Consider the following 26,911-nt stretch of genomic DNA (forward strand, 5'->3'; position numbering starts at 1 on the left):
AAACTTAGAGAAAAAAAATGTTTCTTTGTATTAGAAATAGGACTTATGAAGATATTAGTTACTGGTGCCGTGGGATTTATAGGCTCACATACTGCTGAGCGTTTAAAAGATTTGGGACATGATGTGATAGGAGTGGATAATTTTTCCCCTTATTACAGCGAATCTTTAAAAAAATTAAACGAAAATGCACTTGTTAAAAAAGGTGTTGAAATTGTAAAGGTAGATTTAAGATCTGAAAATTGGAGTGATAGTTTACCTAAGGATATCGATTTTATTTTTCATTTTGCTGCTCAACCTGGTATATCGGCAACTTCAACTTTTGAAGATTATTTTTCGAATAATATAATTGGAACCAAAAACTTACTTGACTTTGCTCTACAACAAAATAACTTAAAGCTGTTTGTAAATATTGGTACCTCATCAATTTATGGGTTAGAAGCTACTTATCCTGAAGATTATGCACCAAAACCAGCATCTCATTACGGGGTTACAAAACTAGCTGCTGAGCAATTAGTACTTCAGAAATCGCGTGAAAAACAGTTGAAAGCTTGTTCTTTGAGGTTGTATTCTGTTTTTGGACCTCGAGAACGTCCAGAAAAAATGTATACAAAACTTATAGCCTGTGGTTTTGATAACAAAGCATTCACTTTATATGATGGAAGTGCAACACATTTACGTAGCTTTACCTATGTTGGAGATATCGTTGATGGTATTGTTAGTGTTATAAAGTACAAAGAGGTTGTAGATGGCGAAATTATAAACCTTGGCACGGAGGTCGAACATACCACTCAAGAGGGAATTGATGCTGTGTCAAAAGTTATGGGTTGCGATATAGAAATAGAACACGTTTCAGCTAGAGCAGGGGATCAGTTACGAACTAAAGCCAATATTGATAAAGCTCGTAAATTACTTAACTATGATCCAAAAACAACGCTGTTAGAGGGAGTTGAAAAGCAAGTAGCTTGGTATCGTTCTAGTTTTTTATAACTCTTGTTTTAAACGTAATAAATAATCGGCAGCGGCAAAAGGAGTGGTTTTATGAGATTCAATTAAACCTATTTGATCCTTTAAAGCTTCTTTGATTTTGGAGTCTTGGAAAAAATTGGCATGTAATTGATCTTTGATTGTTTCAATAAGCCAAAACTTATTTTGTTCGTATCGTCTGTGATTAAAATACCCATTTTCTTGTGTGATAGAAACATAGGTTTCAATAGTTTCCCAAATACGATCTATACCTTCATGGTTTAATCCGCTACAAAGTAAAACTTTCGGAGTCCACTCCGAATCTTTCTTCGGGTATAAATGAAGTGCTCTGTTAAATTCTACTTTTGCAATTTTGGCAGATTTAATATTATCACCATCAGCTTTATTAATAGCTATAGAGTCTGCCATCTCAATAATACCACGTTTTATTCCTTGTAGTTCATCTCCGGCTCCAGCTAATTTTAGTAACAAAAAGAAATCAACCATACTATGCACTGCTGTTTCGCTCTGTCCGACCCCTACAGTTTCAATTAAAATGGTATCAAACCCAGCTGCTTCACATAAAATAATAGTTTCCCTGGTTTTTCTAGCGACACCTCCTAAAGAGTCTCCCGAAGGTGAAGGTCTGATATAAACATTTGTGTCCTTTACTAGTTCAGACATGCGCGTTTTATCACCTAGAATACTACCTTTAGTAATAGAGCTACTAGGATCTATAGCTAAAACAGCAATTTTTTTACCGGAATTTGATAAAAATGAACCAAAAGCTTCTATAAAAGTACTTTTTCCAACTCCTGGCACACCTGTTATTCCAATTCTTACTGAGTTATTTGCGTGGGGTAAGCAGCCCTTAATAACTTTGTGAGCTTGTTGAGCGTGTAGGCTATTTGTGCTTTCAATTAATGTTATAGCGCGACTTAAAGCAGTTATGTCACCTGCTAAAATATCGGTGATAAGTTGTTCGCTAGAGGGTTTGTTCTGGCGACGTTTTTTTAAAGCGTCAATACGACTTTGGTTGGTAGTTTCAGAATGTGATACTCCAGCCATTTCCTGTAGGGCTTTATTTCGTGCAGATTTTTTACTCAAAAGTTTCTAATGGTACGGCTATTTTGGTTTCATCCCAAGCCATGGTTAATGATAAATGGTCTAAAGCATTGTCAAAACCAATTGTAAATTGCTCTACAGTTATTCCTGTTTCTTCAACTGGTACTGTTACAGCTATAACATCAAATTCGGATTCTCGCATAGGCTTCATTTCTGTATCTACACCCCAAGGATATTGTTTGGAGTTGAACATAACTTGCCACGTTGAATCATTAGGCACGGTCCATAATGTATATTTTCCGGCAGGTAATGAATCGTTATTTATTTTTAATGCCTTATTTGTTTTAAATGTAGTTGCTTCATTGGCACCTGTTCTCCATACTTGCTGGTAGGGAACTAACCCTCCAAAAACTTCTCGACCTCGTTTTGAAGGACGATTATAAACAATATCTAATTGTAAGTCGTTTTTAGAAAATGAAACAGTGTCAATCGGACTTTTTCGAGGGGCTAATAAGCTACCATCTACAAAGAATGAATATAAAAATAAACTGATGGCTATTAGAAATAAACTTCCTAAAAACCATTTAAAAAATTTAGTCATAGCATGATTTTATTGAGAAGATAAAGATACTTTAAATGTTATTTTTAATAAAATACTATCACATTTTTTTAAGAGTTTTTATTTATGGGATGAATCCTAGATTTTATAAGTTTTTTTTATAAGGACTAAATTAATGTGTTTAGACTGATTATTTAATTATAAGTTTTTTAACTGTTTGACCTAAGTCAGTATTAATTTTAATGAAGTAGTTACCCGATTGTAGATTCTTTACATCAATTGTAGTATTTTTTGTTTCTAAAACTTTGCCTCCTAAAATGGTATATATGGTTACGTTTTTTATGGATTTTTCTGATTCAATATAGAGTAGATCGGTTACTGGGTTGGGATATATTGTAATGCTAGTATTTTTGATGTTAATTGGACGACTTAATGTTTCTAGTATAATGTCGTTAGCTGTGCTTAAAACATCAATACCATTGCCGTTAACAACAACAGTTCCTGAGGTGGGATTATAGTTTTGAGCAATGGAAATTGTTTGAGTGTTATCTAAAACTTCAAACTCTATATTTAAGAGTGTTTCATTGCCAGTTATATCAGAATCAAAATATGCAGCTTCAAATCTTATCAATCCCGGAGTACTAATGTCGTTTACAGGCACAAAGCTAAAAGGAAATACTTCTGATAAGCTGTTTAACTGAATAACACTCGGATTATAAATAATGTTTAATCGGATTGCACGATACGGACCACCAGTAGACATTATTGAATATGTGAAAGTTTGCCCATTATTTAATGGAGGTGTTATGTTTACACTGGCAACTAGGTCTACTGTTTGAGCTTGAAAGTTAAAACAGCCTATAAATAAAGCTATTAAAACTAAGTACTTATTTTTTCTTGATGTTTTCATAATCTTAATCTGTTTGTGAGTCCCCGTTAATTAAATAATTACTTGAAAATAGTCCTAAATCGAAAATATCTATGGATAAGTTCATGTCAAAATCAGCATTTACATTAAAATTTAAATTGCCGTCAACAGAATTGTAAGCTGCAGAAAACAGTCCTAAATCGTAAATGTCTACCATGTTATTATTGTCTATGTCACCAGCTAAGAGAACTGGGATTGTTTCTGTTTGATTATCTAAAACGGATATATCCTTTAAACGTTGAAGATACATTGGGTGTTTAACTAATAGTTTATAGTCGCCTTGCGGAATGGTAGCGCTTAAAGTGATATTACCTGAAGCGTCGGCTGTTTCTAGTAATGTATAGGCTGGTGTTACTAAATCTGTTAATGTATACAACGCAATATTGTATACGCCACTAAAATCAGTTCTTCCTTGTAAACTTACGTTCAAACTAAGGTTGTGGTTTGGAACTGAAATAATAATATCCTGTTCACAACTTGTGGCGTTATTTTCTGATGCATCTGTAGCAAGCCATGTTATAGTTGTGGTGCCTAATGGAAAAGGATCTGTTATTAATAAGCCATCCGACCTCACTGCTGTAATGGTTATGTTATTATCGCAGTTGTCGGTCGCTGTTGGGGGATTAACGATAACATAAGATTCTATAGTTCCTATAGAAACAAATTTAGTTAATGTTTCAGGACAATCAATATCTGGAGCTTCAGTATCAGCTACTACTGTCCAAATAAAACTGGTAGAGACATCTGAACTTCCAGGTTTACTTAAAGTAACAGTTACATTATGTATTCCATCATTATTAGGACCACCCGTAATTGCTAATTCATTAATAGTTCCAAAAATAAGTCCATTTGTGGGTTCAATGTCAGTTCCTTCAGGTTGTCCGCTAATAGAGTAGGTTAAATTTTCTAAAGGATTACCGCCTGAGCCTTGAGCTTGAAAATCAGATATCACCAGCTCACAGTCAACCCTGTCGATTATCGGTTGTAAAATAAGTTCAGGATAAGTTATACCTAATACCTCTATACCGTTTATTAGTGGGTTTTCAATATTTTCAAAAAAGCGAATATCTAAAACACCGTCCGTAACTTGTATATTACTTTGTATCATACCACCTTTTCTATGTCCAAACCTTTCGGATATGTCTAAATTTTCGATTAATCGCTCATTTTCTAGATTTACACTGAAAACACGTTCTCCAGGCTCAGAAGTTCCATTATATAAATTAGCAAAGTAGAGGTTAACAATATAATCTCCATTGGGAACGGCTATAGAGAATATCATGGGATATTCAGGATCACTATTACTGCGTTGTATGTGTAATACATCATAATAAGTATTAGCATCTATATAATTTGGAATTGATGGATCTCTGGTTTCATAAAACACTTCTGTAGAAGCATAGGAAGAACCCGATGATACGGTATAAGAATCACCTGTTGATGTGGTATTGGCTTCCCAGTTAGGGCCACTATCGGTAGCCAAAACCAGATCCCCACCTGCGTTTATTCGAATAATTGGTGCATATAAGTCTGTAAGTTCTCCAGTTATAGTCATTAATAACGGAGAATTTAAACCTGAGTGTGTGACTTCCATTGTAGCCGATTTTTCACCTACAATGTTATCGGAAGTAAATTGAATAGGGATGTTTACAGATGCTCCTGCATTTATTGTGATAGGTAAGCTGATATTTGAATTAAATAAAGCAGCATGAGTTCCAGTAAAATTTAAGTTGGTAATTGTAATTGCATTATCTGTTGGTCCACCTTCATTTTTTATAAGAACACTTTTACTACGAAGTGAATTGTTTACAGGTGTAATCCCGAAATTGAGTATATCTGGATTTAAAGAGACAATACCATCTTGATTTTCGTAAACATTTATAAAATCCCATGTGGCAGTAAAAGGCGTAGGGGTTGTATCTGACCGTGAAGTAGAAATAATACCAGCAGCCATACCTTGATTGTCAAGCGGATCTAAAAAGTTGTTAGGTAGTAGTATTTCGGGACCTAATAAATTAAGTGATTCACCATCATTCAAAGAATAAAATGGTTGAGCCATATTAGTGTCAGGATTTATTGAAATGTAAATATCTACAGAACCCGATAGCATAATATCAGCTATATCATAACTTGAGTTTTGAGTTATAACTCCATTTGATTCCAAGAGTACTTGCAAACCATATAAAGTATCGGTATTGTCGGTTCCATTCATAAAAACAACCTTTAGATAATTATCTTGATCACCTGTTCCTATTTGTATCCCGTAAGATTGATAATCTACAGGAGTGTTTTGATTTCCGTCAGATCCAAAGTATGGCGATTCTACTTTTGCATGAATGGTAAAAGGTTCTGAATTATTATCGACATTCAAGCCAAATTGAAAACCGTAGTCCTGATTGTTTAAACTACTATATGCATCGCCAGCTGAAACGGCATCTATAGTTGCTTTACCTGCAGCACCACCAAAGGACATTTCAGTTTCATTGAATTGAGTTAGGTAGTCTGTGTTTCCTGCAGGGTCTAACATCAAACCAGTAAAACCTAGTCCGAATAAACCTGTGCCAGGGTCGTTATTCCAAAATGGATAAGCAATGGGCAGACTGTTAGTTAGCCCGTTGTTTGTATCCAAAGCAAAGGGGTCATTGACATCCAAGATACCATCATTATCATCATCAGGGTCATTTAAATCTGATATACCATCTTCATCATTGTCTTTAGGTTTGCTACTTTGTGAACAAATATTGGTGTTATTATCAATTTCATCTTGGTTTGTATAACCATCGCCATCATTATCGGCATTTGCATCATAACCTAAGTCGCCAGGTTGTAAGCATATTAAGTCTGAGGGTTCAAAAATGGTGATACTATTAGCGCCATAAGTAACAGCCCAAACAGTGCCAGGAAAAATGCTATCGTCACCTAAAGCAATGACATCTAAAGGAATACTTCCAAAACCATTAAATGGGACTTCTTGCTGCACAATAAAATCTCCAGTAGCATTTAAAATGTACCTGTTTATATCACCATTAAATGAGGCGGTAAGAATATTACCTTGCATGATACCTCCAAAATTTGAAGCAGTATACTCAACAAGTCCATTTGTAGAGGCTGCTTTGAAATCTAAAATATTATTTTTTGGACTACTCACAGGTTCGTCCATCAGATACTCACCTTGTTCAGGATTGTCAGGAAAATCAGCTATAGTAAAAGATGTGTTAAAATAGCCTTCTGATCCTATTAATAAATCTGAAAATAAATATGTGTTTGATGCAACCCAAGTTCCTGCTATTTTCTCATATGCAATAAGGTTGGCTCGTGATGGGAAAGCTCGTATTGGGTTCGGGTGACCGCCGTAATAGGTTCCGTTGGCATCATTTACTGTGCCTATAAAATGCAAGGGGTCTTCGGAAAAAGCACTCCCACTTTCATTCATTTCATTACTGATATAATGAAGACTAGGATTGTATGTTATACTACTTTCGTCACCTAAATAAGTATTTGTGGTGTTATCATAGATTTTAGGTACTCCACCCCATAAGGCATTAGGTCCATTATCTGACGTGTAAATATTGTTATCCTCTGTAACTAAAATATCATAGGCATTTCTGTAGCCTGCAGAAAATATTTGAACAGGTCCTCCTTGTTCAGGGAAAGCTTGATTAAGACTGTTATTGCCACCAAACGGATCACCTAAATCTATAAAAGCATTATACATTGGATGACCTACAGGGTATGGGAAATCTGGATGCGTATTATCTATGTCTATACGTGTAGGGTCGTTTAATGTCGGTAGATCATACACATATTCGGTATTCGTTCTTGGATCTGTATATACGGGCATAGACTCTAGTTGTGTAAGGTTTATTATGAGTATAGCGGCAGATAGGTAGAACTCTGGAGTTCCTGCAAAATTATTGCTAGGAGCTCCTTTATTTGTTTGACCACCCTGTGCAACTAATAAATAAGTTGTTCCTGCTTTTTCGAACATATCTAATCCATTAATAGCATGATTTTCTTCACAACGGGGTAAGCCTCTTACTAAATCTGTTTTTTCCCATACACCATTTACTTTTTCTAATTTTGAAAGCATACTTGAATTGGTATCTAAGTTCGTGTCATTACCGCCAGCACCTCCTCCTAATAAGTAATCTGATGAGGTGACGTAAAGTATAGGGTTTGTTTCTGTTCCGGCAGTAAGAATACCTGTAACTAATCGTTGTTGACTCGGGTTGGGATCACCTAAATCGGTATGGTTTGGTATGCCTGTACGGATGTTAGTAATCTCTTCACTATTTATTACAGTGTATTGTCCGTTACCAGATTCAGCATTATCTCTTTCTATAGTGTAGGCCCAAATAAGACCATTTTGCTGTGATACATATAAGCGGTTATCAGGACCAAAATCTAATGATGTGGGATTTAGAACCCCTTCATTAATAAGTCCTGTAGAACCAAAACTAATAGATTGAGCATTGGTTGTAGAAGAAAATAAAATGTAGAGCTGTATACATACAAAAGCTCCAAATTTCAATACTTGTTTTGTATTAATCGAAGACATGATAATTTTTTTTCGGTTTAATGCTATTAATCGAAAAAAGATTATTGAGGTGTGTTATGTAAAAATAGGGAATAGACAGAATATATAATGAATATCAATCTGCTTTTCGTTAAAGCCTATTAAAATTCCGACATCTGAACGGAAAACAAAAAAATCCGAAGGGTTACTTCGGATTTTTCTTATAATATAATGTAGGAATTGTTAGTCGTTAACAATAACCCAGTCGCCTTTAGCTAGTAATGGCTCGGCTTGTTTAAACTTAAGCGTTTTGTTTTCACCATTCATGACATTTTTGATGGTTACTTTGTCGTTACGACCAATTTTTGGACTATCTCTTACAATTGTTTCTACAGGTTCTGCTTGACGTTGCGTATTTCCTGCTTCACGTGTTTGAGCAGCACGTTCATCTAAGTTTTGAATTTCTTCTTTTTGTGTTTGAAGATTTTCTTTTTTAATAGACTGACGCGCTTCTTGAATAGCTTCGGTTGTTTCTGTAGGTAACTCACCTTTGAATAAGAATGAAATTACATCTTTATTAACCTTATCTATCATACCTTTAAATAATTCAAAGGCTTCAAATTTGTAAATTAAAAGCGGATCTTTTTGTTCATGAACGGCTAACTGAACGGATTGCTTTAATTCGTCCATTTTGCGTAAATGTGTTTTCCAAGAGTCATCAACGATAGCTAAAGTAATGTTTTTCTCAAAATCATTAATTAACTGTTTACCGTTAGTTTCATATGCTTTTTCAAGATCTGTAACAACTTGAATTGTTTTTACACCATCTGTAAATGGAACAACGATACGTTTAAATTTATCACGTTGGTTTTCGTAAACATTTTTAATAACAGGAAAAGCAAGTTCTGCATTACGGTCCATTTTAGTACGGTAATGATCAAAAGCGGCTTTGTATATTTTACCAGCTAAATCTTGTGGGTTTAGCTTATTAAATTCTGTTTCAGTAACAGGAGATCCCATTGAGAAATAACGAATTAATTCGAATTCAAAATTCTTATAATCGTTTGCTCCTTTGTTTGAAATGGCAATACCTTCTGAAGTATCGTAAATCATGTTGGCTAAATCAACACGTAAACGTTCTCCGTGTAGTGCATGATGGCGGCGTTTGTAAACCACTTCACGTTGCGAGTTCATTACGTCATCATATTCTAATAAACGTTTACGTACACCAAAGTTGTTTTCTTCTACTTTTTTCTGAGCACGTTCAATAGATTTAGAAATCATAGAATGCTGAATTACTTCACCTTCTTCTAATCCCATTCTATCCATCATTTTGGCAATACGTTCACTACCAAATAAGCGCATTAAATTATCCTCTAAAGACACATAAAACTGTGAGCTACCTGGATCTCCTTGACGACCTGCACGACCACGTAATTGACGGTCAACACGACGAGAATCATGACGTTCCGTACCTATAATAGCTAAACCTCCAGCTTTTTTAACAGCATCTGATAATTTAATATCGGTACCACGACCAGCCATGTTTGTTGCTATAGTAACTTGTCCTGGTTGGCCAGCTTCAGCTACAATATCGGCTTCTTTTTTATGTAATTTGGCATTTAAGACATTATGAGGTACTTTTCTGATAGAAAGCATTTTTCCTAATAATTCACTAATTTCAACATTGGTTGTTCCTATAAGTACCGGACGTCCTGCTTGAGAAAGTTTGGTAACTTCATCAATAACAGCATTGTATTTTTCACGTTTTGTTTTGTAAACTAAATCGTCACGATCGTCACGTGCAATAGGTCTGTTTGTTGGAATTTCAACAACATCTAATTTGTAGATTTCCCAAAATTCACCAGCTTCTGTAACTGCCGTACCGGTCATACCCGATAGTTTACGGTACATTCTAAAGTAGTTTTGAAGCGTTACTGTTGCAAATGTTTGAGTAGCATCTTCAATTTTTACATTTTCTTTAGCTTCTATGGCTTGGTGTAATCCGTCTGAATAACGACGACCATCCATAATACGACCAGTTTGTTCATCAACAATCATAACTTTGTTGTCCATTACTACATATTGATTGTCTTTTTCAAACAAGGCATATGCTTTAAGTAATTGGTTTAAAGTATGAATACGTTCAGATTTGATTCCGTAATCTCTAAAAAGGTCTTCTTTTAAATTAGCCTCTTCTTCAGATGATAGGTTTTGATTTTCAATTTTTGAAATTTCTATTCCTATTTCTGGCATTACGAAGAAATTCGGATCGTCTTTTCCTGAAAGGAACTCAATACCTTTATCGGTTAATTCAATCTGATTATTCTTTTCTTCAATAACATAGTACAATTCCGCGTCAATTTTTGGCATCTCACGGTTATTGTCTTGCATGTAATAGTTTTCAGTTTTTTGAAGTAACTGCTTGATACCTTCTTCACTTAAAAACTTAATTAATGCTTTATTTTTTGGAATACCTCTGTAGGCACGTAATAACTGAAAACCACCTTCTTTAGTATCGCCAGCAGCAATAAGTTTTTTAGCTTCAGCTAGTACGCCTGTTAAGTATTTACGCTGAACAGAAACAATGCTATCTACTTTAGGTTTTAAATCTATAAATTCATGACGATCTCCTTGAGGGATAGGTCCAGATATAATTAAAGGTGTTCTAGCATCATCAATTAATACAGAATCCACCTCATCAACAATAGCATAATGGTGTGGGCGTTGCACTAAATCATCAGGTGAATGTGCCATGTTATCACGTAAATAATCGAAACCAAATTCGTTATTTGTTCCGTAAGTGATATCTGCTAAATATGCTTTTTTACGAGCGGCAGAATTTGGTTGGTGATAATCTATACAGTCTACACGCATTCCGTGAAACTCAAAAATAGGAGCCATCCATGCACTATCACGTTTTGCTAGATAATCATTTACAGTTACTAAGTGAACACCTTTACCTGCAAGAGCATTTAAATATACAGGTAATGTTGCAACAAGTGTTTTACCTTCCCCTGTGTGCATTTCGGCAATTTTACCTTGGTGCATAGCAATACCACCAATAAGCTGCACATCATAATGAATCATGTCCCAGGTAACTGGTTTCCCAGCAGCATCCCATGAGTTAGCCCAAATAGCTTGATTGTCTTGTAATTCAACATAGTCTTTTTCTCCTGAAATTTCACGATCGAAAGTATTAGCTGTTACTGCTATTTGTGTATTATGAACAAAACGTTTAGCTGTTTCTTTAACCACGGCAAAGGCTTCAGGAAGAATATCGTTAAGCACTTTTTCGGTAACGGTGTAAATCGTGTCCTTTATTTTATCAACTTCTAGGTATATATCTTCACGTTGGTCGATATCCTCAGTATTATTAGCCTTTTCTAGAAGGTTGTCAATTTCAGCTTGGAGTGGTTTCCTTGCTTCGGCAATTTTTTCTTTGAATTCTGCCGTTTTAGCACGAAGGTCATCATGAGATAGTTTTTCGAGTGCGGCTTCGAATGTTTTAATTTTTTCAACTAGAGGCATGATGGCTTTTACGTCTTGTTTAGACTTATCGCCAACAAAAACCTTAAGGACTGAATCTAAAAAACTCATTTGTTAGGTGTTTAAGTTGTATTAGCTATTCGCTAATATTAAATATATGTTTTGTTTTTTTGAATTTCAAAAAAACGTTTTGTTTGTGTCTTAATATTAATGTATAAAAAAAGCCTCTAGACGAGACTTTTTTAAAATGTTATTAATATTCATCCTCGTTCCAGAGGTAATCTTCGTCTGTTGGATAATCCGGCCAGATTTCTTGAATAGACTCATAAGAGTCACCTTCATCTTCAATAGATTGTAAGTTTTCAACTACTTCTAATGGTGCTCCTGTTCTAATTGAGTAATCAATAAGTTCATCTTTAGTGGCAGGCCAAGGTGCATCACTTAAATAAGATGCTAATTCTAGTGTCCAATACATTTGTAATTCGTTTTATTTTTTGCAAAAATAAATTTTTAGTTTAAATACACAAGAAAAAAAACAATTAATTACACATAAAATACAAGAACGTGCCTTTAGTAGCTAATTTAAAAGTACTTAAGGGTAAAAACAGGCTTTGTCTGTACGGATTACTGTTTTTCAGGAATCCACTTAACTTCCTCTGCGTTTAAGTCAAAGGACAATTTTCGTGCCAATACAAATATATAGTCAGATAGGCGATTTAAATAGGTTAGTGCCATGGCGTCAATAGGGTCTACAGTGTTTAGTTCCGTGGCTAAACGTTCCGCACGACGGCAAACACAGCGTGCTATGTGACAGAATGACACTGTTTGATGACCACCTGGTAAAACAAAGTGTGTCATAGGGGGTAAGTCGTCATTCATATTATCTATTTCTTGTTCTAATAGCTTAATGTTTTCATCAGAAATTTTAGGAATATTTAGGCGCTCTTTTCCGTTTTTTAGAACTGCTTTTTCAGGGTCGGTTGCTAATATGGCACCTACTGTAAATAAGCGATCTTGAATATGAATTAAAACGTCTTTGTAGTGAGGGTTGATATCCTGATCTCTAATAAGTCCCAAATGGGAGTTTAGTTCATCAACTGTTCCGTAACTATCAATTCGTATATGGTGTTTAGGTACTCGGGTACCTCCAAATAAGGCTGTGGTACCTTTATCACCTGTTTTTGTGTAAACTTTCATAAAGTAGAAATTAGTTTATCAAAGTTACAGGTTATGCGTGGTAAGACAAAGAATTATTTAAGGTTTATGATCTATGAAGCGATTGCTTTAGTCTCTTTTTTGGATGCTTATTTAATATTTATAGGCGGATTTTAAAATGCTCTTTACCTTGCTCTTTACGGAAGAAAACAAAGCCCCAGAAAAAAGTGTCTATAGTAGCCGTTACTTTGGGGTGTTTTTTTATAATTTCCCATGCTTCAGTCATGCCTTTTGACCAATAGATGTCATCAAAAATAAATAGCGTGTCATTGTGAGCAGTAGGGAGTAAGGTCTCAAAATAATTAATGGTGGCTTCTTTAGTATGGTTACCATCTATAAAAACAATATCCCATGTATTATTCTGTAAGGAGGATATTTGAGATGCAAAATCACCGTTTAGAAACTGTATGTTCTCGAGATTTTTTAATGAGTCTTTTGTAAACTGAGAAATATTTGGACAACCTTCAATAGTTGTTATTTGTGCGTTTGGCGATCCTAGGTGCAAAGCTTGTGTGGCAATTCCCAATGAAGTGCCTAATTCTAAAATGTGCTTAGGATTAAAATACTTGCTTAATCTGTACGCTAATTTAGCTCGGTTTAATTTACTACCAGATGTTTTTGTTATTTCAGAAACGACACGTTGCTTCGTTTTTGTTTTTTTTGAACCAGGACCTAAGTCTGTAATGTTTAATTTTTGATTGTTTTTAAGTAGATTTTTTCGGTAATCTTGTAATGTTGTATAAGCTGAATAGTCTGTTTTATCATAAAAACAGGTGGTTATTAGTTTATAAATAAAAGGAGAGTGTACACCATGTTGGTTGGTAGAGTTTAATAAAAATTGAATGTATTTTTTTTGTTGGTACACGTTGTTAGCCTTTTAATCTATTATATTTAGAATAACCAGAATAGATTACTCCTCTAGTTTAGCACTGAGTTCAAACCAACGCATTTCTTTTTCTTCAATATCGTCTAATATTTCTTGAAGTTTTTCAGATAATGTATTTATTTCATCAGGTGTTAAATCGGGATTTAGAAATTGCTTTTCAATTTCAGCCTTATCGTATTCTAGACTACTTATTTTACTCTCAATGTTTTTATATTCTTTCTGCTCGTTATATGTCAAACTGGTATTAGAGTCTTTTTTCCACTGTTTTTTTTCTTTTTTATCGGAGTCTTTAGATTCTGGGACAAAACTATCTTCATAAGTTCTGAAATCGGAGTAATTTCCAGGAAAATCTTCTACAACTCCTTCTCCTCTAAAGACTAATAGGTGGTCAACAATTTTGTCCATAAAATAACGGTCGTGAGAAACAACCATTAAACAGCCTGGGAAATCTAAAAGGAAGCTTTCAAGGACATTTAAGGTTACAATATCAAGGTCGTTAGTCGGCTCATCTAAAATAAGAAAATTCGGATTTTGTATTAATACGGTACATAAATATAGGCGTTTTCGTTCGCCACCACTTAATTTTTCAACAAAATCATATTGTTTTTTTCTACTAAATAAAAAGCGTTCTAAAAGTTGTCCAGCACTAATTTGACGTCCTTTTTTTAGAGGTATATACTCGCCAAATTCTTTTATAACATCAATTACTTTTTGTTCTGGTTTTATGGTGATTCCAGATTGGGTGTAGTACCCGAACTTCACCGTTTCACCAATTACAACTTTACCGGAATCGGGTGTTATAGTTTGAGTTAAGATGTTTAAAAATGTTGATTTTCCTGTACCGTTTTTTCCAATAATACCAACACGTTCTCCTTTTTTGAAAGTGTATTCGAATTGATCTAAAATGGTTTTGTCTTTAAAGCTTTTAGATACTTTATGGAGCTCAAGGATTTTACTCCCCAAACGCTCCATGTTTAATTCTAGTTGTATTTCATGGTCTTGACGGCGTTTGTTTGCTCGGTGTTTAATATCATGAAAATCATCAATTCTAGATTTAGATTTAGTGGTTCGCGCCTTTGGTTGTTTGCGCATCCAGTCTAATTCTTTTTTGAATAATTGTTTCGCTTTGCCTGTTTCTATAGCTTCGTTTTCAATTCGGGCCTCTCTTTTTTCAAGATAGTATGAATAATTCCCTTTGTAGGCAAAAAGTTCTCCGTGGTCTAATTCGATTATTTCATTGCACACACGTTCTAAAAAATAACGATCATGCGTAACCATAAATAAGGTAATTTGTTCTTTTGCAAAAAAACCTTCTAACCATTCAATCATTTCTAAATCTAGATGATTCGTAGGTTCATCTAAAATTAATAGATCCGGTTTTTTTAATAAAGCATTGGCTAATGCTAAGCGTTTTTTCTGTCCTCCAGAAAGGGCACTTACTTTTTGGTTGAGGTTATCAAGTTTTAATTGAAATAGAATTTGCTTGTATTGGGTTTCAAAATCCCAAGCTTGATGTCTGTCCATGTTTTCAAAAGCTTTTTGATAAGCTTCGGAATCATCTGGATTTTTAAGTGCTAGTTCATATGCTTTAATGACATCTAGTATAGGGTTTGAAGTATCAAATATAGCTTCCTCAACGGTTAAGCTATCTTTTAAATCGGGATCCTGTGAGAGTACCGCTACTGTAATATCTTTGCGGTATATAATTTGTCCAGAGTCGGGACTGTCTTTTCCTGCAAGCATATTTAATACAGATGTTTTGCCAGTTCCGTTTTTGGCAACAAAGGCAATTTTCTGATCTTTATGAATACTAAAAGATAAGTTTTCAAACAGCGTTAATTCGCCATAAGATTTCGAGATATTTTCAACAGTAAGGTAGTTCAACGTATATTTTTTTGCAAAGAACGTAAATAAATCAAAATTTATATGATAAGTTTTGATTTTCCTACTGAAAAGCTATATTTGTGATGAAACTCTCATCCTTACAATGAAGCATTTATATGTAATTTTATTAGGTTTATTAACCTTGTTGTCAGTGTCTTGTATTCCTAATAAAGAATTGGTGTATTTACAAAATAAAGAAACCGGTACAGATTCTACTCAAGTTATAACCGAAAAGCAAAAGCCTTACCGTGTTCAAATAAACGATATCCTTAATATTCGTGTAAAAGCATTGGATCAAGAAAATGTTCAAATCTACAATCCTGTTGGAGAAGCAGACTTAAATGCCAATGGTGATGAGCGTGCTTTTTTTGATGGTTTTACGGTAGATATGCATGGAAATATTCGAATACCAGTTTTAGGAGAGATTAATGTTTTAGGTTTTACTACTGAAGAAATTGAAAAAATGATTGAAACAAAACTATTAGCCGATGAGTTTAAGGAGGCTGCTAATATTTTTGTTACTGTTAAATTAACAGGGTTGCGATTTACCGTAACTGGAGAAGTTGGTAGTACAGGAACACAAACCCTTTACCAACCTCGCGTTAATATTTTTGAAGCCTTAGCAAATGCAGGTGATATTTTGGTAACGGGAAACCGTGAAGATGTAACGATTATCAGGCAATACCCACAAGGACAACAAATTCATCATCTAAATTTATTAGATGTAAGTGTTATGGAATCGCCGTATTATTATATTCAGATGAATGATATTATTTATGTGAAGCCTTTGAAACAAAAATCATGGGGAACGGGTATTACAGGGTTGCAAACACTTGGAACAATTATAACTGCATTATCCTTAGTAACGACAACTTTACTACTAATAGACAAGCTTTAAATTATGGCAGAATACGAATATGATGATGTAGACCAAGGCGAAAATGGGAGTATTAATTTCGATTTTAAAGGGTATTTATTTAAAGTATTAAACCTTTGGAAATTTGTATTGGCTTGTATTGGTGTCGCACTTGTGATAGCTTATTTTATAAATGTTAGAAAACAGAATGTTTATAAATTAGAATCGCTTATATCCGTTGAAAACGATCAGAATCCTTTTTTTACAGCCAATACCAGTATTTCTTTCAATTGGGGAGGTGTGTCAGGAAAAATGGGAAAAACCATAACTACACTACAAACCAGAACGCATAATGAAAAAGTAGTAGATTCCCTGAAGTCTTATATGAACTATTTTGTTCAAGGTAAGTATCGAAAAATTGATGTATATAAAAACACACCTTTTGTTTTTACACCAAGTTTAGATAAACCTCAAGTGTTAGGGAAATTTATAGGTATTCGATTTTTGTCTGAATCAACTTTTGAGGTATTTACCGAATATGAAACAGAACGAGGTTCAGGACAACGCTATGATACTAAAGAAAGACAATCTGTATCGGTGCCATTAGGTCCTTATAAGAAAACATTTCAAGTAGGCTCTGTAATAGATTTACCGTTTTTTAATGGTGTTTTAAATTTAAGAAAAGATCGGGTTGTACAAGTTGGTAGCGAGTATTTTATGCAATTTAGCAATTTCGATGGCGTAGTAAATAGTTATAAAAGAGGAATTGGTGTTAATCCGTTTAGTAGCGCATCAGCATCAGTATTGCGTTTAAGTTTAGCAGGAAATAATAAATCTAAAATTGTTGATTATTTAAATACTACAGCAACAATATTGAGTGAAACAGAATTGGAGCGTAAAAATTTATATGCAACCAATACAATTAAGTTTATTGACAGTAGTTTGAACGCTGTAAATACCAACTTAAAAGATTTTGCTGATGAGATGAACTCGTTTAGAAAGAAGAATAAGGTCTTCGATGTATCGACAGAAATGAGTGATATTTCTAGCAAGCTAAAGGATTTGGAATTTGAACGTGAAGCAGAAACAAGTAAACTTAATTACTTAGATGCTTTAGAAACATATTTACAAACCAAAACTAATTATACAAGTATTGCCGCACCGAGTTCGGTAGGTATTGAAGAAACAAACATACAGAGTAGTGTATCTAAAATAACAGCTTTAGCTATAGAACGACAAAGCAAAGAGTATACGACTCGTGAAGGATCTGTAAATTTTAAAGATTTAGATAGACAAATAGATGCTGAAAAAAACGTGTTACTAGAAACTATTAGAGCTACGAAAAACACGATTCGCATATTAATGAGTAAGTTAAATGCTAATATAGCTGAATTAGAAGCAAAATTAAGCGGTTTGCCAGAAGATCAGCAGGAGTTTTTAAAGATACAACGAAAACTAGATATTAGTCAGGAAGCTTATAACTTATATATGGATAAGCGAAGTGAGGCAGCCATAGTAAAAGCAGCAAATATATCAGATATTAGTATCATTGACGAAGCTAAAGATATTGGAGGCGGATTAATAGGTCCGAATAAATCCTTGAATTATATGATGGGACTTATGCTTGGTTTCTTTATTCCAATGTTTCTTATTTTTGTAGTCTTTTTATTAGATCATACTATTCATGGTTCAGATGAAGTAGAGCGTTTGTCTAAAATTCCTATTTTAGGATTAATTGGTAAATATCGCTATCATAACAACTTGGTTGTTTTTGAAAAACCAAAATCAGCTGTAGCCGAATCTTTTCGTTCTATTCGTTCTAGTTTGCAGTTTATTTTAAACAAAGACCCTAAAGAAGGCGGTAGAACTATTATGATAACATCTTCCGTTAGTGGGGAAGGTAAAACATTTTGTTCCATTAATATTGCTACTGTTTATGCCTTAAGTGGTAAGAAAACTATTTTATTAGGTTTAGATTTACGTAAGCCTAAAATATTTGATGATTTTAGTTTAACCAATGACACCGGAATGGTGAATTATTTTATTGGTGAATCGGATTTTGAATCGGTAGTAAATCATACGCATATTGAAAACCTAGATGTAGTTCCAGCTGGACCAATACCTCCCAATCCTTCCGAATTATTAATGGGTGGAAATATGGAGTCTCTTATTGTCGATTTACGAAAAACCTACGATATTATCATTTTAGATACACCACCATTAGGTTTGGTAACAGATGCATTAGAGATTGTAAAATATGCTGATACATCGTTATTCATGGTACGATTAGATTATACCAAAAAAGGGATGTTGCAATTAATTAATGCAAAATACCGAGGTGGTGAAATGAAAAACATAAATTTCATACTTAATTTCTATAAGCATAAATCAAATCATAATTATGGCTATGGCTATGGTTATGGCTATGGCTATGGTTATGGAGTTTATGGAAATGCTTATCATGAAGATGGTAATAAAGGCATACTAAATAAAATTAAACAGTTCTTAAAACGCATATAATACCTGGAGTACAGGACAATAATTAGATTATGAAAAAGCACAATATTACAATAGTAGGATTAGGTTATGTTGGTTTACCACTAGCCGTAGAGTTTGCAAAGAAATACCCAGTTACAGGGTTTGATATATATAGCAAACGCGTGCAAGAACTTCGTGCAGGAACAGACCGTACGTTGGAAGTAGCTGAGCCAGATTTAAAAGCTGTACTATCCGAAACTTGTGGTGAACTTGGATTGTATATTACAGACTCAGTTGAAGAGTTAGCTGCTTCTAATATTTATATTATAACAGTGCCTACACCTACAGATGCTTTAAATAAGCCTGTATTTACTCCGCTTATAAAAGCGAGTGAAGCTATCGGAAAAGTTCTTAAAAAGGATGATATTGTTATTTATGAGTCTACTGTATATCCTGGAGTTACAGAAGATGTTTGTGTGCCAATTTTAGAATCCGTTTCTGGACTTAAGTTCAATCAAGATTTTTATGCAGGTTATTCGCCTGAGCGTATTAATCCAGGTGATAAAAAACACACTGTAACTAAAATTTTAAAAGTAACATCGGGTTCCACGCCAGAAATAGCAACTGTAGTAGATGATTTATATCGCTCAATAATATTAGCTGGAACACATAAAGCACCATCGATAAAAGTTGCAGAAGCAGCAAAAGTTATTGAAAATTCTCAACGTGATATTAATATTGCTTTCGTAAATGAATTATCTAAAATATTTAGGTTGTTAGATATTGATACCAAAGCGGTATTAGAAGCAGCTGGTACTAAATGGAATTTTATTAAATTCTCTCCAGGTTTAGTTGGTGGTCACTGTATTGGTGTAGATCCTTATTACCTAGCTCAAAAAGCTATAGAAAGTGGTTACAATCCTGAAATTATATTGGCTGGTCGTAAGATGAACGATAGTATGGGAAGTTATGTAGCTACCGAAACAGTAAAAATGATGATTAAAAAAGGCGCTACAATTAAAGGTGCAAATGTATTAGTCTTAGGTATTACTTTTAAAGAAAACTGTCCTGATATTCGTAATTCACGTGTTATTGATATTATTCGTGAGTTTGAAACTTATGATATTAACGTTGATGTATACGATCCTTGGGCTTCTGCAGAAGAAGTACAACATGAGTATAATTTAAACTTAATTGGTCAAGCTGATAATTTACAAGATGCCTATGACGGAATTGTTTTAGCTGTTTCTCATAATGAGTTTTTAGAATTAGATATAAATTCTCTAAAAAGTGAAACGGGTGTGGTGTTTGATGTTAAGTCGTTATTACCACGTGAAGATGCTGATGGGCGTTTATAAACTTTGTTAATGTAGTTGTTTTTCATTCTGGAAATAAATAACTTATTTAGAATTACATAAAAAAGGGTTGCATTTTATTTAATGCAACCCTTTTATTTTTATAACAATATGACTTTTTAAGAGGAAATTTCAAAAAAATAATAGTTTTAAGTACACTGATAATTAATTGTTTGGTGTTTTTGTTGTGTGGAATTATAATTATTTTTCATTATTGAACATCCAAATTTGTTTTCGCTCCGTATATAAAATGAATGCGCATTTAAGTAATTCTTATTTACTTATATCTTTCCTTGATAAGTGCGTATATAGGTAGAATTAGTTGTTTTATTTGGGACTGAAACAACTATTAGTTAGTTTAGTTAGTAAAAATCCTGCTTGAAGTTAAATACGACAAGCAGGATTTTGAATTTATAACTATTATATAAATACACTAATCTTAGTATAGCGATTTAATTTTTGTAAGCTTAACTTTCCATAGTTCAAGTTCTTGCTTATGTTTTGAGATGTTTTTATGAACATCTTTAACCAATGGGTTGTCATCATTTACATTTTGGAAGAACTGTAAATTATTTTCCAATTGATTAATTTCAGCTTTAATTTCATTTATGCGTTTTCTAATAAATTGAAGCTCATTATCTAAATGTCTTGAATCTTTCGCGTTACTTAACGATTCTAGTTTAGTTTCGAACTTAATCATTTCAGATTCGTTTTTGTCTATATTTAATTTCTTAAATATGCCATCAAGAACTTTGTTTAGTTTAGTTTCTACATAGCGTTTATTACTAGGTACATTACCTATAGCTTTCCACTGCTCTAAAACGGTTTTAATTTGTGCTAAACTTGCTTCTTTATCTTCAGATAGTTCTAGATTCTTTAGTGTGTCTAGAAGCTCAATTTTACTGTTGTAAGCTTCCATGCCTTCAGCATTAACAGCATCTTTGGCTTTGTGTAATCTGTCAAAGTAGTAGTTGCATGCTGTTTTAAATTGTTTCCAGATTTTATCGCTGTTTTTTCTAGGAACATGACCGATTTTTTTCCAATCGTTTTGAATTTTTTTCATCAACGCGGTGGTTGCATTAAAATCCTCACTGTCTTTGTTTTCTTCAGCAATTTTAATTAAAGCCATTTTTTGCTTTAAGTTATCTAATTGTGATTTCTTCAGATTTTTATAAAAGGCATTCTTCTTTCGGTTAAATTCACGAACAGCGTCTTTAAATTCAGTCCAAGTTTCTTCATTAACTTTAATAGGTACTTTACCGGCACTAAAAAATAAATCTCTTAATTGCTCAACATCTTTAATGTTGTTTTGCCAAGCATTATGGGATTCGGCACCTTTTTCAGTTAGTTTATGAATATGTGCTATTATTTCTTTTTTAACCTCTAAGTTTTTCTCATAGGCTACTTCTAGATCTGCAAAATGAGCTTGACGACGGTCATGTATTGTTTTTGTAGCTGCTTTAAAGCGGTTCCATACAGTTTCACGGTGCTCTTTATCTACAGGTCCTAGTTCTTCTTTCCACATTTTATGTAGAACTTGTAATTCTCTAAAGGCGCGATTAAGGTTTTTGTCTTCAGCTAGTTCTTCAGCACGTTCGATTATTTTTAATTTTTGATCTAGATTATGTTTGAAATCTAAATCTCTTAAGTCTCTGTTCAGATGTAGGTAATCATAAAATAACTCCACATGATGGTGGTAACTATTCCAAGCATTATTGTATTTGTCACGAGGAATTGGTCCAGCATTCTTCCAACGTTCTTGTAGGTCTTTAAAATGCTTGTAGGTTGTGTTTATGTTTTCTTCTACATTAAATAAACCTTTTAATTCTTCAATTATTTGAAGTCTATTAGCAAGGTTTTCTTTTAAGTTATTTTCAATGTTTTTGTGATGCGTATGTAATTTACTCTTATAGCTTTTATAAGCATCTTTAAATCTATTTTGTAGTGGGTGGTTGTAGTAGAAATCAATTTCATTACCACCGTCATTTATAAACTCTTCTTTTTTCTCATCTAAGAGCGTATTGATTTGAGATTTAAAAGCCGATCGGATCTCCTCAAGAGGTTTCTTTATGGCTTGTACTTTATAATTTGACACCAAATTCTCAATAGCATCAATTAGGGCTTCCATAGATAGCTTATCATAATCTATGTCTTCAATTTCATGTCGTTCTGCATTGCCTTCATCTTCGGCGTCTTCGGCATTGGAAGCTTCTATTTCATCAATAACTTCATCTTGAGTTTCTTGCTCAGGTGTGTTTTGAGTTTCTTCAGGTTCAGCAGCTACTTGTGCATTTGTTACTTCTGATTGTTGATCGGCATTTTCCAATGTGTGATCCGTTTGTAATTCTTCTGATTTTCCATCTGCTTTAGGCAGGTTATCGTGCTCTGACATTTTTTTGAATGTGTTAGTTTTTTAATAACTCTTGCGTTAAAGATAGCAACAACTGTAATAATTACAAAAAGATAGCGCTTTTAAATGCGATATAAGGCGACTGTTATTACTTATTCCATATGTGCCAAGCTTTTTCGGCTTGTAAATTTAACATCTGTAAGCCGTTTATAGTTGTAGCTTTATGTTCTCTTCCGTTTTTAAGAAAGACCGTTTCTTCAGGGTTATAAATTAGGTCAAAAAGAATATGGTTTTCGGTTAAGGCTGCATATGGAATGTTTGGAGCGTCTGCTATATTTGGAAAAGTACCTAAAGGAGTGCAATTTATAATAACTAGATGCTTTGTTATGCATGCTTCTGTAAGATCGCTATAACTAATTTGTTTAGTGTTTCTTGCATTTCTAGACACGAACAAATAGTTAATGTCTAGCTCTTCTAATGTGTATGCAATGGCTTTGCTAGCGCCTCCAGTGCCTAAAATTAATGCAGTTTTATGAGAGGGGTTTAAATGCGGTTTTATCGTGTTTTTAAAGCCGTAACAGTCAGTGTTGTAGCCTATTAATTTTCCGGATTTGGTTATTTTTATCGTGTTTACGGCTCCAATGGCTTTGGCTTTTTTATGTAAATCATCTAAGTAGGGGATAATTGCTTCTTTGTAAGGTATGGTAACGTTTAGGCCTCTTATCTCAGGGTCTTCTAAAATAGGCAGTACCGCTTCAATATTTGGTATATCAAAATTTTGGTAACTGACACCTTTTATATTTTCTGTTTTAAATTTATTTGCGAAATAATTTTCAGAAAATGAATAGGAGATATCCTTGCCTATTAATCCAAATTTATGTCTGTTAATGTTTTGATTGTTTTCCATAAAATTCTAATCCTAATACAATAGCAATACCTAAGATAATATATGTCATAGCCCATGCTGTTTCAGTTGTAACCTCAGGTAAATATCTTTGGTAATCTGCTATAATTTGCTTTCCAGAAGAGTCTAGAATAGGAGCGCCATTGCTTTCTGTTTTAAAAATGGTTTCTTTCCAAGGCCAGACAACACCTAATGACCCTGTAATAAAACCTATTATTGTAGCTGTAGTAATATTTTTATAATGTTTTAAAATATAGCTTAACGCATGAGAAAATGTAACTAGTCCTACCACAGAGCCAAATGTAAAAACAGCAAGGATTTTAAGCATACGGATACGCGGTGAATTATCTATAAAGCTGAAATCACCTTGAATAATCTCATAAAATGTATCAGAAAGCGCGTTAACTGAATCTACCAGTAAAAGCACGTAGTTGCCTAAAAGAATTAGTATGAAAGATCCTGAGAAGCCCGGAAGTGTCATGCCTGATACACTTATAATACCGCAAAAAAATACAAACCATAAATTATCATTCTCCATTGCAGGGTCTAGAAAGCTAATGCTTAAACCTAAAATAATACCAATTACTAATGCAATTATGGTTTTATGATTCCAACTTTTAAAGTCGTTACTAATATAATACACTGACCCTAAAATCATTCCAAAAAACACACTCCAGACATAGAGTTCGTAGTGTTTAATTAGGTAGTCTAATATTTTTGAGATACTGAAGTAGCTAATAATCATTCCCAAAAATAGAAGGCTTAAAAATCGACCATTGATATATTGATAAAAGCTTAAAAATCGACCATTTAGTAATAGTTTTAAAGCTTTGCCATTAACCTTTTGTAAGGAATAAATAAACTCTTCATAAAAGCCAGCAACAAAGGCTACCACGCCACCAGAAACACCAGGAACTTTATTTGCAGCTCCCATAGCCAATCCTTTTAAGACTAAAAGTAATTTATCTTTTAAGGTTTGAGTGCTTTGCATTATTTTATTTTTTTACCGAAACGTTCTAAGATAAAAATAGTAAGAAACCCTGTAATCATTAATAAGATTGCAGGTAATAATTGTGTCTCAAAGCCGGCATTGTTCAAGCTGTATACTTCCGGAAGTACACTCGTTTCTGAAATAACTTTTAATGATTCAAAATCGGCTAATTGCTGTTGATGCAGTGTTAAGTTCCCTAAGTTACTTATGTCGGATAGCGGCATTATTGCGCCAGAGGATTTTTCCATAACTAGGTTGGTTATTTTCCATGGCCATACTTTATTAAGAGAGCCAAATATAAAACCCGTTAAAAGCGCTAATGTTATATTGTGGAAATTTTTAAATAACCATTTTAATATATGGCTAAAACTAAGTAAGCCTATTAAAGCACCACTAGCAAAAATAGCTATACGTTGAATATCAAAATCATGAAACGCATCGCTTAACGTTTTGTATGCACCCAATACAAGAAGGATAAAAGAACCAGATATTCCAGGCAAAATCATGGCGCAAATGGCTATTGCTCCTGCAATAAATAAAAATAAAGGAGATTCATTACTAGCAGAAGAGGGCAGTGTTGTTACATAATAGGCAGCAATCGTTCCAATAGCTAAAGCACAAATAGTGGGTAAGCTCCATTTAGTTATTTGCTTACCAACAAAATAGATACTCGCAATTATAAGTCCAAAGAAAAATGACCATATTAGAATCGGATGGTACTCAATAAGATGTTTTGCTAAACGCATAAACGATACAAAACTAACAATAATACCAGTTAATAGAGCTAGTAAGAAATTACCATTTAAGGCATTCCAAAAACTAGTAAATCCTGAATTTTTTAAAGTTTTTAGTAAGTCTAAATTTATATTACTTATAGTGTCTATTAACTCCTCGTAAATACCTGATATAAAAGCAATGGTTCCTCCGGAAACTCCAGGTACAGCATCGGCTGCTCCCATTGCTAATCCTTTAAGGGAAATCAATAAATAATCGGATAAACGTCTTTGCATGATTTAGTTTTATAAACAGAAAACCAAAGGTAATTAAATAAAATTAGACGTTGGAGTTATCGTCAATTTTTAGCAGAGACTTTACTTGACTGGATTGGTAAACTGTAGGAAACAATTCTTCAATTATAAACATATATTCTACGTTATAACGTAAGCCATTTTTTAGATGATATGATCCTTTTTCGGTTTCCAGGAGTAGGTAGTGTAAGCCAGCTAAACGAAATTCTATTTCAGCATTTTCAGGATAGAATTCTGAAGCCTGAATGAAATTGTAAATAGCGCCTTCTGTTTCTCCTAGTTTATGTAATATATCACCACGTTTTAACCAAGTATCTAATTCGTAATTACCTAACTCTAAAGTTTTTTTATAGCCACGTTCAGCTTCTTCTAAAAAATTCAAGCGTTCATTAATTTGTGCGTACAGTTTCCAGTAATTAATGTTTTCACTATCAATATTCATGGCTTTATTTATATAATAAAGTGATTTTTGATAGTTTTTCTGACGTAAATAAAATTTAGTTATTGCTATCCAACCTTTATCTAATAAAGGATCTTCCTCAACTGTTTTATAAAAATATTGAACTGCTAATTCATTATTGCCTAACTTTTGGTGACAAACACCAATGCGAAGTAAAGCAAAAGATGTAGGGTCTTCTAATTGTAACGTAATAGAATAGTTTTCGATAGCTTCTTCATGACGTTTTAATTTTTCTAAAACTTTTCCTTTTTCAAGGTAAGCTCCAATAAAAGTATCATCCGAAATTATAGCAAAATCAAAAGCTGTTAATGCTTTTTCATAATCTTTTAAATCGAAATATTGTTTTCCTAATTGGTGCCATGCAACTTCACAAAAAGGATTGTTTTCAAGAAACATATTCAGGTAAGTTATGGCCTCCTCATGTTGTTCTAAAAACTCAAAACAATAAATCATATTATGTAGTGCTGTGTAATCTTCTGTGTCAGCCTCAAGGCATTTCATGAAGTTATTTTTGGCTTCTTCAAACTGATCCAAAAACAGATGCTCCATACCTATTAAAGAATAAATATCAATAGGATCTTCAGAAAGCTCAGCAGCTTTCTCTAAAACTTCGATAGCTTTTTTATGGTTATCGCGTTTTGATAAAATATTAGCTTTTTGAATGTAAATCTCTTCATTTCTAGGTTCCAACGTATGCAAATCGTTAATAAGTTGATCTGCTTTTTCTAAATCATTTTCAAAAACGAAAATTTCAACTTGAAACAGTTTTAAGTTAATGGATGTTGGGTGTTGTTGTAAACCAAGCTTAATAGCTTTTTTTGCTAAAGCCATTTTACCTTGGTTTAGGTAGTGGTGAATAATATTTTCAAATTCTTCAGAATCAAAAAACAAAACATGGTTTGTTTTTAACATCGATTCGAATCGAGTTAATGAAATATTATTGTTGTTATTTGGAGTTAACTCCATAAGCTAATTTATATAGTT

The 26,911-nt window shown here is 33.5% G+C and carries 18 protein-coding genes; 4 read left to right on the plus strand and 14 right to left on the minus strand.

The features are described 5' to 3' along the window. Nucleotides 1-45: 45 nt before the first annotated feature. Nucleotides 46-987: an NAD-dependent epimerase/dehydratase family protein gene (locus ACW5R3_RS05555; protein WP_456578620.1), complete on the plus strand. Its 942-nt coding sequence runs from the start codon at nucleotides 46-48 to the stop codon at nucleotides 985-987. Here the strand turns inward: ACW5R3_RS05555 and meaB are convergent. The 9 genes from meaB to ACW5R3_RS05600 form a co-directional block, all read right to left on the minus strand. Continuing rightward, entirely contained in the window at nucleotides 982-2,070 is a 1,089-nt protein-coding gene (meaB, locus tag ACW5R3_RS05560) for a methylmalonyl Co-A mutase-associated GTPase MeaB (protein ID WP_456578621.1), read from the minus strand. The genes ACW5R3_RS05555 and meaB overlap by 6 nt on opposite strands. After that, on the minus strand, nucleotides 2,063-2,629 hold the full coding sequence (locus ACW5R3_RS05565; protein WP_456578622.1) for a DUF2911 domain-containing protein: 567 nt from the start codon (nucleotides 2,627-2,629) through the stop codon (nucleotides 2,063-2,065). The genes meaB and ACW5R3_RS05565 overlap by 8 nt, the downstream gene beginning before the upstream one ends. 148 nt (nucleotides 2,630-2,777) lie before the next feature. Continuing rightward, on the minus strand, nucleotides 2,778-3,497 hold the full coding sequence (locus ACW5R3_RS05570; protein WP_456578623.1) for a T9SS type A sorting domain-containing protein: 720 nt from the start codon (nucleotides 3,495-3,497) through the stop codon (nucleotides 2,778-2,780). Between the two features lie 4 nt (nucleotides 3,498-3,501). Further along, complete coding sequence (locus ACW5R3_RS05575) at nucleotides 3,502-8,073, minus strand: malectin domain-containing carbohydrate-binding protein (RefSeq protein ID WP_456578624.1); 4,572 nt, start codon at nucleotides 8,071-8,073, stop codon at nucleotides 3,502-3,504. Between the two features lie 201 nt (nucleotides 8,074-8,274). Further along, nucleotides 8,275-11,631, minus strand: a complete 3,357-nt coding sequence (secA, locus tag ACW5R3_RS05580) for a preprotein translocase subunit SecA (RefSeq protein WP_456578625.1) — start codon at nucleotides 11,629-11,631, stop codon at nucleotides 8,275-8,277. A 142-nt stretch (nucleotides 11,632-11,773) separates the two neighbouring features. After that, entirely contained in the window at nucleotides 11,774-11,995 is a 222-nt protein-coding gene (locus ACW5R3_RS05585) for a DUF2795 domain-containing protein (protein WP_008637498.1), read from the minus strand. Between the two features lie 149 nt (nucleotides 11,996-12,144). Further along, nucleotides 12,145-12,717: a cob(I)yrinic acid a,c-diamide adenosyltransferase gene (locus ACW5R3_RS05590; protein WP_456578626.1), complete on the minus strand. Its 573-nt coding sequence runs from the start codon at nucleotides 12,715-12,717 to the stop codon at nucleotides 12,145-12,147. Between the two features lie 118 nt (nucleotides 12,718-12,835). Continuing rightward, nucleotides 12,836-13,600, minus strand: a complete 765-nt coding sequence (locus ACW5R3_RS05595) for an O-methyltransferase (RefSeq protein ID WP_456578627.1) — start codon at nucleotides 13,598-13,600, stop codon at nucleotides 12,836-12,838. A 45-nt stretch (nucleotides 13,601-13,645) separates the two neighbouring features. Then, complete coding sequence (locus ACW5R3_RS05600) at nucleotides 13,646-15,505, minus strand: ABC-F family ATP-binding cassette domain-containing protein (RefSeq protein ID WP_456578628.1); 1,860 nt, start codon at nucleotides 15,503-15,505, stop codon at nucleotides 13,646-13,648. Nucleotides 15,506-15,608: 103 nt separating this feature from the next. Between ACW5R3_RS05600 and ACW5R3_RS05605 the strand changes: the two genes are divergently transcribed. The 3 genes from ACW5R3_RS05605 to ACW5R3_RS05615 are packed head-to-tail and all read left to right on the plus strand — an operon-like array spanning nucleotide 15,609 to nucleotide 20,197. Next, nucleotides 15,609-16,403 (plus strand): polysaccharide biosynthesis/export family protein, encoded by a 795-nt coding sequence (locus ACW5R3_RS05605; RefSeq protein ID WP_456578629.1) that lies wholly within the window; start codon nucleotides 15,609-15,611, stop codon nucleotides 16,401-16,403. Nucleotides 16,404-16,406: 3 nt separating this feature from the next. After that, nucleotides 16,407-18,881 carry a GumC family protein gene (locus ACW5R3_RS05610; RefSeq protein WP_456578630.1) on the plus strand — a complete coding sequence of 825 codons (2,475 nt, stop codon included), beginning with the start codon at nucleotides 16,407-16,409 and terminating at the stop codon, nucleotides 18,879-18,881. Between the two features lie 29 nt (nucleotides 18,882-18,910). Further along, nucleotides 18,911-20,197, plus strand: a complete 1,287-nt coding sequence (locus ACW5R3_RS05615; protein WP_456578631.1) for a nucleotide sugar dehydrogenase — start codon at nucleotides 18,911-18,913, stop codon at nucleotides 20,195-20,197. Nucleotides 20,198-20,633: 436 nt separating this feature from the next. On the opposite strand, the gene ACW5R3_RS05620 is transcribed toward ACW5R3_RS05615, so the two are convergent. The 5 genes from ACW5R3_RS05620 to ACW5R3_RS05640 all read right to left on the minus strand — a co-directional run bounded on the left by ACW5R3_RS05620 (nucleotide 20,634) and on the right by ACW5R3_RS05640 (nucleotide 26,893). Beyond that, complete coding sequence (locus ACW5R3_RS05620; RefSeq protein WP_456578632.1) at nucleotides 20,634-22,586, minus strand: DUF349 domain-containing protein; 1,953 nt, start codon at nucleotides 22,584-22,586, stop codon at nucleotides 20,634-20,636. 106 nt (nucleotides 22,587-22,692) lie between these two features. Next, complete coding sequence (locus ACW5R3_RS05625) at nucleotides 22,693-23,451, minus strand: shikimate dehydrogenase family protein (RefSeq protein ID WP_456578633.1); 759 nt, start codon at nucleotides 23,449-23,451, stop codon at nucleotides 22,693-22,695. Continuing rightward, entirely contained in the window at nucleotides 23,429-24,439 is a 1,011-nt protein-coding gene (locus tag ACW5R3_RS05630; RefSeq protein WP_456578634.1) for a DUF368 domain-containing protein, read from the minus strand. The genes ACW5R3_RS05625 and ACW5R3_RS05630 overlap by 23 nt, the downstream gene beginning before the upstream one ends. Beyond that, on the minus strand, nucleotides 24,439-25,449 hold the full coding sequence (locus ACW5R3_RS05635; RefSeq protein ID WP_456578635.1) for a DUF368 domain-containing protein: 1,011 nt from the start codon (nucleotides 25,447-25,449) through the stop codon (nucleotides 24,439-24,441). The genes ACW5R3_RS05630 and ACW5R3_RS05635 overlap by 1 nt, the downstream gene beginning before the upstream one ends. A gap of 43 nt (nucleotides 25,450-25,492) precedes the next feature. Then, nucleotides 25,493-26,893: a tetratricopeptide repeat protein gene (locus ACW5R3_RS05640; RefSeq protein ID WP_456578636.1), complete on the minus strand. Its 1,401-nt coding sequence runs from the start codon at nucleotides 26,891-26,893 to the stop codon at nucleotides 25,493-25,495. Nucleotides 26,894-26,911: the final 18 nt, after the last annotated feature.

Source organism: Algorimicrobium bowmanii (assembly GCF_054031195.1).